Genomic DNA, 14,080 nt, shown 5'->3' with positions numbered 1-14,080 from the left:
TAAATCAAACAATCAGGGTGAAATACTATTTAGTACTTCACCCTGATTGTTTGGTTTTTATTATATCATGATGCAGAAAGTATCTGCATACTCAGGTCTATTTTAACGCCCGCCTCTTGAGCGGATATTTGGATTGACCGGAATGTAGCAAGGTTTGAAGTTTACAGCCATACTGTTGCTGGTAACTATTCCGCATCGGTCGGTTACTACTACATGGTAATAAGTAGTTCGCGACTGAATAAGAATGGGAGGAGTGTAGGTGGCACTTGTGGCACCTGCTATATTAGTCCATCCTGTTGTACCATTTGCACTTGATTGCCATTGATAGGTGTATACTCCACTACCTCCTCTTACGGCGCAGCTTAAAGTATTGGCTACTGTACGAACACATACTGTCTGGCTGTCTGTAACCGCTCCTGTAGTCAATGGTTTATACACATTGATATAAACGCTATCCTGCACGGGGTCGCCGCAAAATTCGGGCATAACGGTTACTCTGTACCAGCCTGTCATAGTTGTATCTGCATCGGCAATTTTAGGGTTTTGGATTGTCGTAGTGAATCCGTTGGGTCCTGTCCAGTTATAAGCTGTGTTACCGAGTGTAATACATTTGAGTTCGATGGTATCTCCCGTACATACATTATTATTAGTGGCATAAACAATGCGGGCAGTGCTTAGTTTAGCCATCGTTATCTGTTGGCTGAAACTGTTGCCGCACTGGTCCATAATACGTGCTGTATAAGTAGAGTCGGCTTGTCCGTAATCGAAGTGTGCCTGACCTGGCGTAACGATGTCAGGAAGTCCTATTTTTGCTGTATTATCTTTATTCCATAATTGATAGGTATAAGGTGCTACACCGTTTATGGCTTGCAAAAGGATCACTCCTGTAGCTCCATCGGTACATTCATAGGCACTACTTCCTGTCTGGCTCAGAGCCAATGGGGGGGCGGTATAAACAATCGTTTTCGTATTGATAACACAACCATTGGCATCATTGGTATTTAAAATACCTAGTGTATAGGTTCCGGGAGCCGAGAAGGTAAACGATCCTCCGGGAGAGATAACCGTTTTGTCATACCCAACAGGACCACTGGTCAATCTGTAATAAGTAGTCGTATTAGCACCCTGATAGGTCATTAATCCTGAAGGAGTAACCTTCATCCCCGAACATGTATTTTCGGTAGTATAACTTAATGCTTTACCACTATACACACCATTTTGTGTAATCTGCGTAGTAATAGGCGTACCGCAACCAAAATCAACAGTCAGCGTATAATTCCCCGCAGGTATAGTTGTTGTCGGCCAATAATAATAGTAATTGGAAGCTGTTGCCGTATAAGTTTGAGTAGTGTACCCCGGAGGGCCGGTTATCGTCAGCGTAGTTCCTACAGGCCAAGGCGTAGCACTCGATACATAGCTATAGAAATATCCGTTATCTTCAATACACGCATTACTATAATTACGAGTCAAATTAACAGTTGTAGGTAAACCCGAAGCTACTGTTTTAGTAGTAGTATATGTATATTCAGGTATTGAATTGGAATAGGTCGCTTTAAATGTATAGGTCTGCCCAAAAGATAAGGGGCACGATTGACGCAAAGACGTTGTTGTTACCGAATCGGTACATACTACCTGACCTCCCGCATCTGTAATTGTCACCATAATAGGCCAACAAGTAGTACCCGAAGGTGCATAATATTGGAGCTGATAATTATCACAATTAACAAGATTGGTACTAAAGGTAATATCTCTGTTTGTATTTACAGAACTTGTAGCCACTGTACCATTAGGATCGGTCATTGTTATCGTATAACTGGTATTATAATCCAAAGTTACCACCTGACCGGCTGTAGAATATGACCAGCTTGGATTATTAAATACGACTTCTCCTCCAATAGACTTAGTTACCCTAATGGCAACAGGATAACAAAATAGACCATCATAATCGGTCCAAGGTCTTATGGTATATGTGTAATTTTCACATCCCCGGTTGGTTACCGAATTATTCATAGTCGGCTTCTTCAAGTAAGTATTGAAAGATGTATACCCTGCACTACATCCCTTGAGGCGAGTGTAAACCGATATATTATTGGGGATATAAAAATCAGCATAAGTATTTGGAGATATATCCAACAAAAGTCCGGATGACCCAAGATTAGCTCCTATCCAAGCAGTCCAAGCTGTTGGCATAGAACCCACCGGACCTGCTCCCACTTCATACATTCCATCGGCATAGTAACGATAATAATCGGGGTTACCGGTACTTACCGTACCTGTATACCAATAGAGAGAACTACAAGTATTATCGGTCAAAGTAGGTCTTGGCCCCGTATAATTAGAGTATATAAATGGAGGAAATCCGGTAACCTGCCCCAATGTAAAGGTAGCTACCGAATGATAACAACCATCGTCTATTTCTACTACGTAATCTCCTGATGGATAATCTTGTCCGGGAAATGTATACAGGCTACCACTCTTGGTTGGGGTGATAACTCCTGTTGTTGCACCGGCGGGTGCCGATGTTATATTAAAGGTAAAAGTTCCACTACCGTCTGTAACGTTTAGTACAATTATCCCTGTATTACAAACATCATAAGACTTACGCGAAGATGTTGCATTGAAAGAGACAGAAGGTACTTTATAATTACCTCCTACGGTTACATTGGTAACAGTTTTAACCACATCATAGCCTGCATTTACGCTACAAAATGCACGCACGGTAACCGTATAAGTACCTGCAGGAATATTTGTAAGTACATTATGTTCCTGTGGATTTATCGTAAAACCTGTAGTTGGAGAAGTTAATCCGTATTGAATATTATAAAGATTGGTCAGATCACCGCTGAGTGTTACCGTTACCGTTCCGTTAGCCTGACAGGTAGACGGAGTGGACGCGGTGCTCACAGTAAAACTGGAGGAACAATCCTGAGCTGTTACATTTCCTATGGAGAATATAAACAGGCACAAAAAGATAAGTTTTGAATATAGCTGTTTCATTGTTATTTCTGTTTAGTCAAGGTAACTACTAATTTACCTTCCAAAGGGAAATTATATTTGGAATCTCCATATAAATAGCGAACTGTAAACGTTAACGTATTATTCTGGATTGACAGTGAGTAGGGAGCCAATTGCAAAGGCTGATTATTATCGGCAGTTTTATACCGAACACGTTCGTCAGTCGATGGCAAAACTTTAGTCGGAACCAATTCAGTTCCACCTTTTACCAAATATTCGATTCCATCGGGTAACATACAGGACATCAACACTTCGTCATTAACTGTAGCCTGCAAAAACACATTCTGAAAAAACAAATCTGAAGCATCCAGTAACGACGGGTCGGTTATAACACGTGTATTAACTTCTGCCTTTGTATTGTAATTAGAGATGGTAAATGTTGCTTTCTGAAACAAGTATGTTCCATTTGTATTTACAGTAGTTTCGTTTGTTTGTGAAAATGCCGATAATGCACATAGATACAGAATCAGCGTATAGAATATTTTCATAACCATTATTGTTTATTTGGAGATTACCTTTTTATGACTTTGGCAGAATAACAGCTATAGCATGTTATGATTTAAAATCAGATTATTAACGATTCTCTATAATTATTTTACCTTAAATAAAATATTCATAAATGTTTTATCTGTAACTGTAACTACATCAGGCAATTGATATGTTAACACACCCACATTGCTCAGTGCAACATTTTGATAAACCGTATTATCGAAATAGGTAATCAGATATTCCAGGGCACTGCTTGCTGCTATGGGCAGAGAACTTGCTCCCGGACTTTTTGTTGATGAACCTGAATTAGTCAACCCAAATTGAGCCGCATAAATTCCGTAAAGATCGATTGTAAAGGTTTGCGTACTTGCATTATAAGACGGATCGGAAGTGTCAGTAGGCAAAACAATAGAAGGCATATAAAAGAATCCTAAACTTTTATCGGGACCAATTGTCTGCCAGAGAGTTCCATCAAAATAATAATAACCTACGGCGATTACATTTCGAGTTTTAGCAGAAGCCGTTCCTGTTACGTCAGTCACATAAACCAAAGCTCCGGTTTGATCGGCCAGATATTTGGAATCTTTCGATGCCAATTGAGCCAATGTAAGTCGGGGAGCTGATAAACCTTCGGCTGTAGTACCATCCAAAGAACCCGCATATACATCTAAACTAACTTTTGGTTCATTCGTGTTAACACCTATCTGTGCTTGTAGGAATCCAACACAGGAAATACCTAAGATAAATAAAATAATCCTTTTCATTGTCGTTGTTTATTGTCGTTGTCTATAAAAAAACAAAAGTACGTAAAAAAAGAGAGAATTCCGAAAAACAAATTCATTATTCATCTAGAACAGAATCGTATAGTAGATTTAATCTCCGTAAACTCTTGATCAGAAACCGTTCATAAGCAATTTAATACCTTTAGATAACTCATACTCTTTTTTACATTTTCGGTTAAAGATGAAATACCGTTAACTTTTTAAATATCAACATATTTTAGCATTCATTTCGATTTCCGACTTCAATTTAACATCCCGAGATACTATTTAGTTCAAATTCGTTGTCTTTTTATGAATTTAGAGTCAGCAAAACATCTTATAGTTCAGATTTGTGTTTAAGCCGAAGAATAGATTTATCTGTTCAAACAAATCATCCCCTCTCTGTGCTTTCACTCGAAGCTATCAAGCAGATACACTACATTCAAAATCAGAAAGGCAGACTATTTATTCTTAAAAAAAGAGTATTATTTTCAATATTTTTTTTGTACTTTTAATCAGTAATAACCTCTTAAAATTATCAACACATGGACTTTGAAGAACTTTCTAAACATTATATGGAAAAATATAATGAGTTGACCGAAAAACGAGACAATTCGGGTATTGTCAATACCATTGAAGATATCAACGAAGCCATTCTAGGCTCGAATATGGAAAGGGTGAATGACGATTATTGCAAAATTCTGGATTGGAATTTTTATGTTGCCAATATCGAAGGGGCACGAATAGCTTTAAATGCTCAGTTTTCATTCTTACATTTGCCTTCAGCCATGCTGTTTTCAATCGCTTTTGATGAAGACGAAAAGAAATGGAAGTTTAATGCAGAGATTAAATAATCGTCAGCCATTACTTTCAATTCCGTTCGAGGCAAGCACTCACATTCTCACGAAAAAAGCACCTACAAATGTTTTTGTAAGTGCTTTTAAGGTTTATGCCCTATTTTTTATTATCCATCCAAGTGCAGCAACGGTTGATAGCTATGGCCTTAAAAGACAACGTTTACTACCGTCTGTTACTGACTAAGTATAGTCGGACAATTTTATAAAGGTATTTTTACCTCTATTTTCTTTGATTCGTTTCGTTTTACTGTTACGCCTGTGCTTCCTGCAACAAGAGTTTCACTTCCAACGGTATAAAAAACAGCAAAATAAAGAGTGGTTTGAGATTCCAGAATATTTAATTCGGTAAGATTCAAACTAAATTTTGCGACACCATTAGCATCGGTTACAATCATTTTTTTCGCATCTCCGGGTACAGTCGAACTTGTAACAGGGGTATCTTTATACAAATAAACGGTTTTACCCGATTGTACCATTCCCAACGCATTTGTTACCGTTACTTCAACATTCGCACCCAAAAAGCTAGCGTCATCGTCATCATCGTCACCACATGAAGTAAAACCTGTTACTGCAAATACAAGCAATAAACTTAAAAATAAAACCTTTTTCATAAAACCAATATTAAGTAAAGCCAATCGTTTGTGAATATGATTATTGGCATTATACACATATTCATTTTCATAGCGATAAGACAGCAACTCTGATCTTATCGATATTACTTATAAACAATAGAACCTTATAATAAGTTTCAATTTTATGTTTTTATCATTTTTTATAACAGATTAGCTCAAACAGATTGAGCACTACTATTTTACGATTACGACTTTTAATAAAAACACAAACCCGATATTTTAACTTAATGCCAAACGATAATATGATATCTCTTTCACATTTTCGAAACCGAGCTTTTGAGCCAATTGATATGAGCCGACATTATCTCTTTTACATGCCCAAACAGGTTCAAAACCATTTTCGATACAATATTCGATAAGAGCCGTGCATGCTTTATAGGCTAAGCCTTTTCCTTTAAATTCGTCATAAGTTTCGATACCCAACTCCAGCTTATCGTCGTGAAGGTAAGCCGAAAAGGCTGTCGATGCCAGTTTACCATCATAATAGAGACTAAATGCAACTCCTTTATTTATAAAATCTTCGGCATCATTCCAAAAATTAAGCGGAACAACCGTCCCTGTCATTTTCTCAAATGCTTCTCTATCTGTTCTGAGAATTTCGACAGCGGGGTCTGATTTTTTATTAGCGAGTTTGCCTCTCAGAAATTTTTCTTTATTGAACTTGAAGTTAACTCTCACATTTTGCTCGATATCGTGAGAGGAAGTACTTTCGGAAGATGGAGAGACCAGATTATCTCTTAATAAATCTTGTAAAACGGCATCCCAATCGGCAGGGAATACCTGCATCCACTCAATTATCTTTCGGCTTCGATTTTCATTCAACACATATTTCTTAAAGGCTAGATTGAATACCTTATTCTTAGAATGGCCGAACAACAGAGACATTCCGTAAGGATGAAGCAGATAAAACGATTTCGGATTTTCTACGTTATCCACAAATATCTCGCCCTCCACTACCCTTTCGGCTACTGCTCTGGCAAAAAGATTGTTGTTGGTTATGCTTTTTATGGGTTCCAATAATTTAGAGTACTGCTCCTTTTGTAAAGATATCATACATTTCGATTTAGTTTTCAGTAATATATAGTGTTATCAATTTCAAAAATACGAATATTCATTTAAACCAGACATCTACCAGCTACAGTTAGTATGTGATTAAGTATTCTTACATTGAAAAATAGCTTTATATTTGCAGATATTGTTCCATAAAAAAACCGATTGTGACCCGTAAAGATTTACAAACCATAAATAGCGACAGAGAGATTATCGACCTGAGGATGCAAGCCGAAGATCTGATCAATAATGTAGAATCGTTCAGCGACGAAGATTTCAGAAATGAGGCTCAACGAATCGAAAAGGAAATAGACGACCGCATTGCCGTTTTAATTCAACAAATGGAGGGGTAAAGATGGATATTAGGAAAAAAGGTGCTGTTGGGGTTCTTGTTTTCAATATATTAATGCTAATAGCAATATATTCTATTGTTATATCTACTAACGGACAGCTAACTATTACAGTACATTACTCTAATGGTCCCAACAATGCTTATCATTTTAATCCCATAGTTTCATTATTTATAATTATTATCTTTCAATTTATCATATTCTCTGTAATGGCTTATATTCTTGATTTAAAATTGAGAAACTATTCACCTGCTTATATTGAAAAGAAAAGAGAAAAATATATAAAGAGCAAAGAGAAAGAAGCTATCTATTTAATAACAGAACAACAAGTTTCCATTTACCTGAAATATAAACGAAATATAAACGACTTCACCCAAACAGCAACGCCCGAAGAAAAAGCAACTTTATCGGTAGAGCAATGGTATACGATAGACAATCTGGCTAGTGATATTCTGCTTATCAAAAAAGGACAGGTCTCTCAAAGCACAATAAATTCGGTCGGAAAAAGAATAAAAGACAAATTAAAAGATCAAGCCGCTATGGATCTTTTGCTTACCATCGAATAACTTTTAGCCGCTTGTTTTAACACGCAGTTTCACACCCCTACAGTCAAAGCTATAAAAAGGTCTGCAACCTTATTCCCAAACATCAAGTGTATATATTGCTGCAATTTCGATATTGAGTTCGATAGCCTGTTTAACGTATTCTATAATCGACGGGAGGTTCTCGTAATCCTCATCGGTTTGTGGTTCTATACTTGTCAGATATTCTAATTTTGCAGCAATAATTTCTACTTTTTGCCGAAGCATCAAAACTTCGGGAGATTCTTTTGAACTGTAAAGCTTCTGTAAGATTTTTTCCAACATATATTATTGTGTTATGATAATTCTGAAACAAAAATAGAAGTGTACCGATGCGTAAAATAATATGGTGTGTTGTAAAATACCAAATAAGGAGAGTAAAATACGCTCCGTGATTTCGGTTATTTTTGTATATTTGAAAAATAAATGATTTTAAGAACCGCTAAGATATAGAACATGAATACAGCTTTCGAAACAAAAAAGAGAAATGACGGATACAGCGTTAAACGTTTGCGTGAAATACTTGGGGTAAAACAAGAAGATTTAGCTGACAAATTGCAAATATCGCAGCAAACCATCTCAAAGATTGAGCAAAAAGATATATTGGAAGACGATCTTCTAAACAATATTGCAAAGGCTCTCAACGTATCGGTAGAAGCTATTAAGAATTTCAGCGAAGATGCTGCCCTAAATATTATATCTAATAGTTTTACAAGTAACGATACATCAACATTGAATGCAGTCAATTATGAATGCTCATTTAATCCATTGGATAAAGTTATCGAGCTGTATGAGCGTATGCTAAAAGCCGAACAAGAGAAAGTAAATATCTTGGAGCAAATGCTAAAAGACAAGAAGTAATAACATAGGTACATCTTTAGATATTAATAAACGAAGTTCTCTTCATGGAGGACTTCTGTTTTTTTAGTACTTTTGCAGAAAATTATAACATCTCTTTTCCACCTAATGAAATCAAAAAACGTTTTAAAACTTCTTTTAGTAACTCTCCTATTATCTGTCTGGTCGTTTAATTCGACAGCTCAATCAAAAAAAATTGGTGTTGTTTTTATGGCAGATACCACCTTAGTACATCAGAAAATAGGATTAACAATCTTCGAAAACTCCACAAAGCCTCTACCACTCCATATAGCTCTATCAGGATATATAGAGAAAAGTTTACAAAATTACCTCACTCCCGAATACAGCATAAATATAAGTGAATTGCCCGATTCTCTAAAAAACGTCAAAATGGGTATACTAGAGAGTGGTATAGGCAAAAAATTAAGTAGATGGGCTAATACTAAAAATGGTGAGTATGATATCATTATATTTATAAAAAATATGGATGCAGCATTCGGGTATAACTCCAGTGTATCAGCTAAAGCCAGTGGTATCTTAACAAAAACAAAATCCATTTATTTGTATAGTACTATTTCTTACTATGCGTATGATACTACAAAAGAAAAATTAATGGGTTACAATAATAAGGGTGGAGATTTTCTATATCAACTTAAGGGGGTAAACCTTCCTAAAGACTTGAAAGACTTAACCCCTGAAATGGTTGATTATTTTACATTTGAATTTAAGAAATATATAAATAGCAGAATCGAATATTTCATTTCTAAATCTAAATTAATGACACAAAATGAAATTACAGCCAAATTAAGCTTAACACCTAAGAATAAAGACTTTCCATTACCCGATTCTCTAAAGAATAGTGACGACCCATATAAAGACGATCTATATTAAATAATAGTATAACTTCTATAACAACATAAAACAGGAAGACTACAGTTTTCCTGTTTTTTTTGTATATCATCGTCTTCTCGATTTCCCCTCTATTAAAATGACATTAAACATTTCACGGATACGATCACGAATAAAATCGCCATATAAGGTTTCAATCTGAAGAGGATCGCAATTGGTGGTGACAAAGGTTTTCAGCCGTTGCGATTGCCAGAGCGAATAACGTATGTGCAGAATGTGCTGCATAACATTGAGCTTTGTTCCGAAATGATTGGCAGGGATAGCTTCACGTCCCAGTTCATCGAAGCACATCCACACAGGTTCGCCAATGTATCCGTACTGATTGTAGGTATATTCGTCTAAGTTGCCCGACCGACTGTAATCGTTTGATACTCCATCACAAATATGAATCTTAAAGCCATTGAAACCGAGCCGTAGATATTCGGCGAACACTCGCATCAACGAACTTTTCCCTGTGCCAATATCGCCGTAGAACCAAAGTCCTCTGTGGAGATCGTACCGTCCTTCAATCCCATTGAAGTAATTGAAAAGATCGGCAACCAGCTGCCTGTTAGACTCGTCAATCGTAAATTCGGGAATGACCGACATTGCTGCTTTCACAAACTTTCGTTTGCGGCTGTATATCTCGCTATCAGAGAGTTTACATGCCGATGGTGTAATCTGCCTGCTTTGGATAACCGTTCGTAAGTTTGTTGCTGTTTGCATCGTTGTGTTGTTGTAAATCAAATAAACCATTCCAATTGTTTGCCATAGACTGCTCGATAATGGCAACCGCCACACCGCAATCACCTTGCGATTTTGTAATCAAACGTTTATAGCACAGCTCGATAGATCTTCTATTTTTGTACATCTGCCCCTTGCTGGTCTTGTAATCGAGCCACTGAAAGAAGTGTTCTCTCAATCGGGTATCGAGAAAATCGAAATTCATCTTTTCATACTCCCTTGGGGGGCTATAGGGGGAAATAGTAATTCTTTCTTCTTCTTTCTTTTCTTTCTTAAAGTTTGGGTTATCCGTGGGTTGGTCGCAGGTTAAAGACCGGGTTACGGGCTGGGTTTTAACATCAGACAATTCTCTAATTACCAACACCATAGATGGGCTTTCGGGTGAGATATTATCTGAGTTATGACCATTATAGACATCATATTTACAGAGAGTTACGATATTCATGCCTTGCGATTTTTCGACCTCAATCATTTTCTCGGTTCTGAGTTTCCTCATAAACGTTTTCACCTTCTGCTCTCCCCAACCCCACTTTCGGGCTAAGTATCGGTTCGATGCCGGATATTGCCCTCTACCATATTTTATTTCTCTACCTCCGATACGCTCAATGGTTACGGTTGCCTCAAATCGTGCCGACTGTATTAAGTCGATCCACGCTTCGCACTCCGAAAACGTACGGGCTGCTTCCCACATTCTATGAGAGAAAAATTTGCGGTTAAGTTTAATAAATCCTTGATCCATGTAATAACTTTCGTTGTTTTTATACAATTCATCTGATAGATAAATAAATTTCTGTTCTAAAAAGAATAGAAGCCTGTTGTGTTGAGATTATATGTTTTTTTCTATGGTTTATTTTTCCTAACGCACCCTATCGGGTTTGTTTTTCATTTTGTCTTGATACAAAACGAAACAAAAGATCAAGACTGTGCCTCTTTGCGTGCGTCAGCCGAAGTGCATCAGTGGCGGAGCCGTTGGCTGATAAGCGAAACGGGCGTAAAACTAAACGTGCCGTAAGGCAATAGGTTTAGTTTAGCCTGTAAGCTTAAGTCAGGCAGGTGAGCCACGCAACACAAAGCCTTTTTGATTCCTTTTGCGGCTTTGGGCAAAAGGAATACAAGCAATCTGTGATTGCGCGTAGTTGAATGAACATTAGAAATAAATCAACAAATAAATCTCAGATTTTAAGAACCGTCCTTTTTATGGAAAGTATGCTTTTTTAACACTAAAACAAGCCGAATACGGTCTTTTATTAGTAGATTCGAAAATCAAAATGAAGATCTTTATGAAAGCACAACTGATCATCTTATTTATCATTGTATCCGGTGTATGTTACGGACAATCCGTCGAAACAGACAGTACCCGATTGAGCAGAGAGAACAATGAACAATTACTTAACAACCATAAGCTTAGCAGTGGAAGCCATCCTCTGGATAAAAATTCATCAGTAAATAATACATCCGAAAGAACCGACTATCGAATCAACGAAGACACCGAAGCTGCGGAGATAAAAGTATCCCTTCCTAAATTTTATATCGGTCCCGAAAGCAATTACAGTGCTAAACCCATTACCAACCCTTATGTAGATGACTACAGCTTTTATAAACGAAATATTGTAATGGACGGAGGATGGATTAGTACAGTCAGTTCGCACACCTCTTTTCCTGCACTGGGGTCGCTTACGCAGATAAGAGCCAACTACGAATATATGCTATCGGAACATATCATAACATCGGTAGGTGCATACGGAGCAAGGTATTTTTACAACTTAAGTTCTTTTGAAGACTTTGGGGTAAATGCGTCATTAAGATATCAGGTTACAGACCGATTTGCCGTTATTGGTTTCGGGCAGTATTCTGCAAGAAGTAACATCAACAATATTGGCGGTGACAATGCGTGGATGATTCCCAATACCCATTACGGTGGTGCTGTCGAATTTAAAATCACCGATAATTTTGGTGTACAAGGAGGTCTAAAACGCGAACTTAACCCGATGAACGGCAGATGGAGGAATGTTCCTTTCTTCTCACCCGTCATCAGAATTAAATAAGTACAACAATCGTTTCCTAAAAAAAGAAAAGAGACCGCCTCTTCACAAGCCGGCCTCATTCTTATAAAATATAAAGTAGTAGATTAACAGAAACAAGCGATCAGATTCCGTGATTGATTTGAGACAAGGGTTCGTTGACCGAGAAGTATTTACACTCTATGTCTTTAGCACCCATTGCTTCGACCCGTTTTAGATGCATGGCAGCATATTTTTGAGCTGATGCCATATCTTTAAATAAATAGATACCTCCACTTTCTTCGGTTTGGGTATTTTCTATCCATATTTTCGAGACAAAGCCTTCTTCGTTATTAATACTTTCCGCCAGACCTTTTGCTCCGCTTGTAAGAGCTTCTCCCATCATTTGGGCAGGAAACCCGAAATTAATTTGCAGTAATACCATAGTTATTATTTTTAGTGTTTATTATTCATTTTTTGAGCCTCCACAAGCTTCCTTTACGAGATTGAATTTCGACTGCCCTACCCTCTTCTGCCAGTTTTCGCAATTTCTTTTCGGCATCGGATATCGTTATGTCGGATAATACCGACAGTTCCTTTACTGTAAGACTGCCAAAGTAGGTGATGAGAGTCAATTCATCTTTCGAATACGCCTGTTTTACTGCTTCAGGATATACTTTAAGTATCGCCTGCTCGTAAGCTTCATAAGATTTTACGCCATAAACAACAGTCTGCTGTTCATTCTCATTATAAAACACAAGGGTAGGAAAGCCTCTTACTCCCGACTGACGGGATGTTTCGAGGTCTTTCTCGAACAATTGTTGTGCCCCATTATCATAATCATGCTTCAGCCTTTCGGTGTCAAGTCCTGCTCTTTGGGCAGCCATGCTAATATTCTCCCATTTGGCAATATTCTTTTTCTCCAGAAACAACATTTCACGCATTACTCTCATAAAGAGGGCTGCCGCTTCTTTGTCTTGCATCTCCGCTGCCTTAAAGGCTATCGAAGGCGGATAAGAAGACGATAAAGGGTCTTCGAGCCATACATTACCATCGATAGGCATGTGGTAATAATCGCTTATTTCATCCCAATGATGGGCTACATCGGCAGGGTTTTGAATACCTCCCCCGTTATAATTGACCCACGATGGCAATAATCCTCCCATACAATATTCTATCGTAAAAAGATTACCATATTCTAACCTCAGCTTTTTCAATTGAGGCTCTATTGCCCAACATGCCGAACATATAGGATCGGTAAAATAAAGTACTTTTACTTTATTATCTGAAACTTGCGACTTCAATATACTGCTTTCTTGTGTATTCTTATCGGGAATCTCACAAACTCCTGTTTGCGGATCGCACATTAACGGATTACTTTTATTCATATTCTTATCATTTGTTGTATTACAGGAATACAGAAATAGTATTCCCACGACCCATATTAAATTTTTTATCATATCTATTTCACTATCTTTGAACAAAGGTCTTTAGATTATTCAACCTGTGCAATAAGTCAAAAAAATATGACTATGGATACTGAAAACAATATCAATGCAAATTGTCCTGCCGAAGGGCTTTTGAAGTCGCTTTCGGGAAAGTGGAAACCTCAGATTTTTCGGCTTGCCACATCAGGGACTATCCGTTTCAGCTCGTTGATGCGTAGTATGGAAGGTATTAATAAACAATCTTTAACCACAGCGCTCAGAGAGTTGGAAGATGAAGATTTATTGACCCGAATTGTAGTGAAAGAAAAACCTTTGCATATAGAATATATTTTATCCGAAAAAGGAAAGTCTATGATTCCGATATTCAAACAGATAGAAGCACTCACTCAACAATAAGGGAACAAAAA

At 37.4% G+C, this 14,080-nt stretch carries 17 protein-coding genes; 7 read left to right on the top strand and 10 right to left on the bottom strand.

Annotation, left to right across the window (positions count from 1 at the left end; translation table 11 throughout):
• Positions 1-102: 102 nt before the first annotated feature.
• The 3 genes from G7051_RS13120 to G7051_RS13110 all read right to left on the bottom strand — a co-directional run bounded on the left by G7051_RS13120 (position 103) and on the right by G7051_RS13110 (position 4,268).
• Positions 103-2,997: a hypothetical protein gene (locus G7051_RS13120; RefSeq protein ID WP_166200960.1), complete on the bottom strand. Its 2,895-nt coding sequence runs from the start codon at positions 2,995-2,997 to the stop codon at positions 103-105.
• Positions 2,998-2,999: 2 nt separating this feature from the next.
• Positions 3,000-3,503, bottom strand: coding sequence for a hypothetical protein (locus G7051_RS13115; protein WP_166200958.1), 504 nt, complete (start codon positions 3,501-3,503; stop codon positions 3,000-3,002).
• A gap of 102 nt (positions 3,504-3,605) precedes the next feature.
• Positions 3,606-4,268 (bottom strand): hypothetical protein, encoded by a 663-nt coding sequence (locus G7051_RS13110; RefSeq protein WP_166200956.1) that lies wholly within the window; start codon positions 4,266-4,268, stop codon positions 3,606-3,608.
• A gap of 542 nt (positions 4,269-4,810) precedes the next feature.
• Between G7051_RS13110 and G7051_RS13105 the strand changes: the two genes are divergently transcribed.
• Complete coding sequence (locus G7051_RS13105; RefSeq protein WP_166200954.1) at positions 4,811-5,119, top strand: hypothetical protein; 309 nt, start codon at positions 4,811-4,813, stop codon at positions 5,117-5,119.
• Between the two features lie 203 nt (positions 5,120-5,322).
• Here the strand turns inward: G7051_RS13105 and G7051_RS13100 are convergent, their stop codons facing one another.
• Both G7051_RS13100 and G7051_RS13095 read right to left on the bottom strand, forming a co-directional pair.
• Positions 5,323-5,733 (bottom strand): hypothetical protein, encoded by a 411-nt coding sequence (locus tag G7051_RS13100; RefSeq protein WP_166115977.1) that lies wholly within the window; start codon positions 5,731-5,733, stop codon positions 5,323-5,325.
• 240 nt (positions 5,734-5,973) lie between these two features.
• Positions 5,974-6,807, bottom strand: coding sequence for a GNAT family N-acetyltransferase (locus G7051_RS13095; RefSeq protein ID WP_166200952.1), 834 nt, complete (start codon positions 6,805-6,807; stop codon positions 5,974-5,976).
• Between the two features lie 164 nt (positions 6,808-6,971).
• On the opposite strand from G7051_RS13095, the gene G7051_RS13090 reads away from it, so the two are divergent.
• Both G7051_RS13090 and G7051_RS13085 read left to right on the top strand, forming a co-directional pair.
• A complete protein-coding gene (locus tag G7051_RS13090) occupies positions 6,972-7,157 on the top strand; it encodes a hypothetical protein (protein WP_166200950.1) in 186 nt (61 codons plus the stop codon).
• A gap of 2 nt (positions 7,158-7,159) precedes the next feature.
• Positions 7,160-7,720, top strand: coding sequence for a hypothetical protein (locus G7051_RS13085; RefSeq protein WP_166200948.1), 561 nt, complete (start codon positions 7,160-7,162; stop codon positions 7,718-7,720).
• A 69-nt stretch (positions 7,721-7,789) separates the two neighbouring features.
• Here G7051_RS13085 and G7051_RS13080 read toward each other — a convergent pair whose 3' ends face one another.
• On the bottom strand, positions 7,790-8,020 hold the full coding sequence (locus G7051_RS13080; protein ID WP_166200946.1) for a hypothetical protein: 231 nt from the start codon (positions 8,018-8,020) through the stop codon (positions 7,790-7,792).
• A 171-nt stretch (positions 8,021-8,191) separates the two neighbouring features.
• Between G7051_RS13080 and G7051_RS13075 the strand changes: the two genes are divergently transcribed.
• Positions 8,192-8,596, top strand: coding sequence for a helix-turn-helix transcriptional regulator (locus G7051_RS13075; RefSeq protein WP_166200944.1), 405 nt, complete (start codon positions 8,192-8,194; stop codon positions 8,594-8,596).
• A 207-nt stretch (positions 8,597-8,803) separates the two neighbouring features.
• Entirely contained in the window at positions 8,804-9,484 is a 681-nt protein-coding gene (locus tag G7051_RS13070) for a hypothetical protein (protein ID WP_166200942.1), read from the top strand.
• 66 nt (positions 9,485-9,550) lie between these two features.
• On the opposite strand, the gene G7051_RS13065 is transcribed toward G7051_RS13070, so the two are convergent.
• Positions 9,551-10,207 carry a hypothetical protein gene (locus G7051_RS13065; protein ID WP_166200940.1) on the bottom strand — a complete coding sequence of 219 codons (657 nt, stop codon included), beginning with the start codon at positions 10,205-10,207 and terminating at the stop codon, positions 9,551-9,553.
• A complete protein-coding gene (locus G7051_RS13060; protein ID WP_166200938.1) occupies positions 10,143-10,964 on the bottom strand; it encodes a hypothetical protein in 822 nt (273 codons plus the stop codon). The genes G7051_RS13065 and G7051_RS13060 overlap by 65 nt, the downstream gene beginning before the upstream one ends.
• Positions 10,965-11,505: 541 nt before the next feature.
• On the opposite strand from G7051_RS13060, the gene G7051_RS13055 reads away from it, so the two are divergent.
• The gene (locus G7051_RS13055) at positions 11,506-12,270 is read left to right on the top strand and encodes a hypothetical protein (RefSeq protein ID WP_166200936.1); all 765 of its coding nucleotides are present in this window, start codon (positions 11,506-11,508) and stop codon (positions 12,268-12,270) included.
• A 100-nt stretch (positions 12,271-12,370) separates the two neighbouring features.
• On the opposite strand, the gene G7051_RS13050 is transcribed toward G7051_RS13055, so the two are convergent.
• Positions 12,371-12,670 carry a monooxygenase gene (locus G7051_RS13050; protein ID WP_166115935.1) on the bottom strand — a complete coding sequence of 100 codons (300 nt, stop codon included), beginning with the start codon at positions 12,668-12,670 and terminating at the stop codon, positions 12,371-12,373.
• Positions 12,671-12,695: 25 nt separating this feature from the next.
• Entirely contained in the window at positions 12,696-13,613 is a 918-nt protein-coding gene (locus G7051_RS13045) for a DsbA family protein (protein ID WP_166200934.1), read from the bottom strand.
• Positions 13,614-13,757: 144 nt separating this feature from the next.
• Between G7051_RS13045 and G7051_RS13040 the strand changes: the two genes are divergently transcribed.
• Entirely contained in the window at positions 13,758-14,069 is a 312-nt protein-coding gene (locus tag G7051_RS13040; protein WP_221412909.1) for a helix-turn-helix domain-containing protein, read from the top strand.
• Positions 14,070-14,080: the final 11 nt, after the last annotated feature.

This window comes from Dysgonomonas sp. HDW5B (assembly GCF_011299335.1).
In the GTDB taxonomy this organism is placed as follows: Bacteria; Bacteroidota; Bacteroidia; order Bacteroidales; family Dysgonomonadaceae; genus Dysgonomonas_A.
The sequence above is the reverse complement of the archived record's forward strand: the minus strand, read 5'-3'. Positions and strand labels throughout refer to the sequence as shown.

What these genes read in the sequence shown, in the direction of transcription:
- G7051_RS13070 (WP_166200942.1), top strand. Translation starts at nt 8,804, where the DNA reads ATGGCAGATACCACCTTAGTACATCAGAAAATAGGATTAACAATCTTC.
- G7051_RS13060 (WP_166200938.1), bottom strand. Translation starts at nt 10,964, where the DNA reads ATGGATCAAGGATTTATTAAACTTAACCGCAAATTTTTCTCTCATAGA.
- G7051_RS13100 (WP_166115977.1), bottom strand. Translation starts at nt 5,733, where the DNA reads ATGAAAAAGGTTTTATTTTTAAGTTTATTGCTTGTATTTGCAGTAACA.
- G7051_RS13075 (WP_166200944.1), top strand. Translation starts at nt 8,192, where the DNA reads ATGAATACAGCTTTCGAAACAAAAAAGAGAAATGACGGATACAGCGTT.
- G7051_RS13085 (WP_166200948.1), top strand. Translation starts at nt 7,160, where the DNA reads ATGGATATTAGGAAAAAAGGTGCTGTTGGGGTTCTTGTTTTCAATATA.
- G7051_RS13110 (WP_166200956.1), bottom strand. Translation starts at nt 4,268, where the DNA reads ATGAAAAGGATTATTTTATTTATCTTAGGTATTTCCTGTGTTGGATTC.
- G7051_RS13115 (WP_166200958.1), bottom strand. Translation starts at nt 3,503, where the DNA reads ATGAAAATATTCTATACGCTGATTCTGTATCTATGTGCATTATCGGCA.
- G7051_RS13105 (WP_166200954.1), top strand. Translation starts at nt 4,811, where the DNA reads ATGGACTTTGAAGAACTTTCTAAACATTATATGGAAAAATATAATGAG.
- G7051_RS13065 (WP_166200940.1), bottom strand. Translation starts at nt 10,207, where the DNA reads ATGCAAACAGCAACAAACTTACGAACGGTTATCCAAAGCAGGCAGATT.
- G7051_RS13045 (WP_166200934.1), bottom strand. Translation starts at nt 13,613, where the DNA reads ATGAATAAAAGTAATCCGTTAATGTGCGATCCGCAAACAGGAGTTTGT.
- G7051_RS13055 (WP_166200936.1), top strand. Translation starts at nt 11,506, where the DNA reads ATGAAAGCACAACTGATCATCTTATTTATCATTGTATCCGGTGTATGT.
- G7051_RS13050 (WP_166115935.1), bottom strand. Translation starts at nt 12,670, where the DNA reads ATGGTATTACTGCAAATTAATTTCGGGTTTCCTGCCCAAATGATGGGA.
- G7051_RS13120 (WP_166200960.1), bottom strand. Translation starts at nt 2,997, where the DNA reads ATGAAACAGCTATATTCAAAACTTATCTTTTTGTGCCTGTTTATATTC.
- G7051_RS13095 (WP_166200952.1), bottom strand. Translation starts at nt 6,807, where the DNA reads ATGATATCTTTACAAAAGGAGCAGTACTCTAAATTATTGGAACCCATA.
- G7051_RS13040 (WP_221412909.1), top strand. Translation starts at nt 13,758, where the DNA reads ATGGATACTGAAAACAATATCAATGCAAATTGTCCTGCCGAAGGGCTT.
- G7051_RS13080 (WP_166200946.1), bottom strand. Translation starts at nt 8,020, where the DNA reads ATGTTGGAAAAAATCTTACAGAAGCTTTACAGTTCAAAAGAATCTCCC.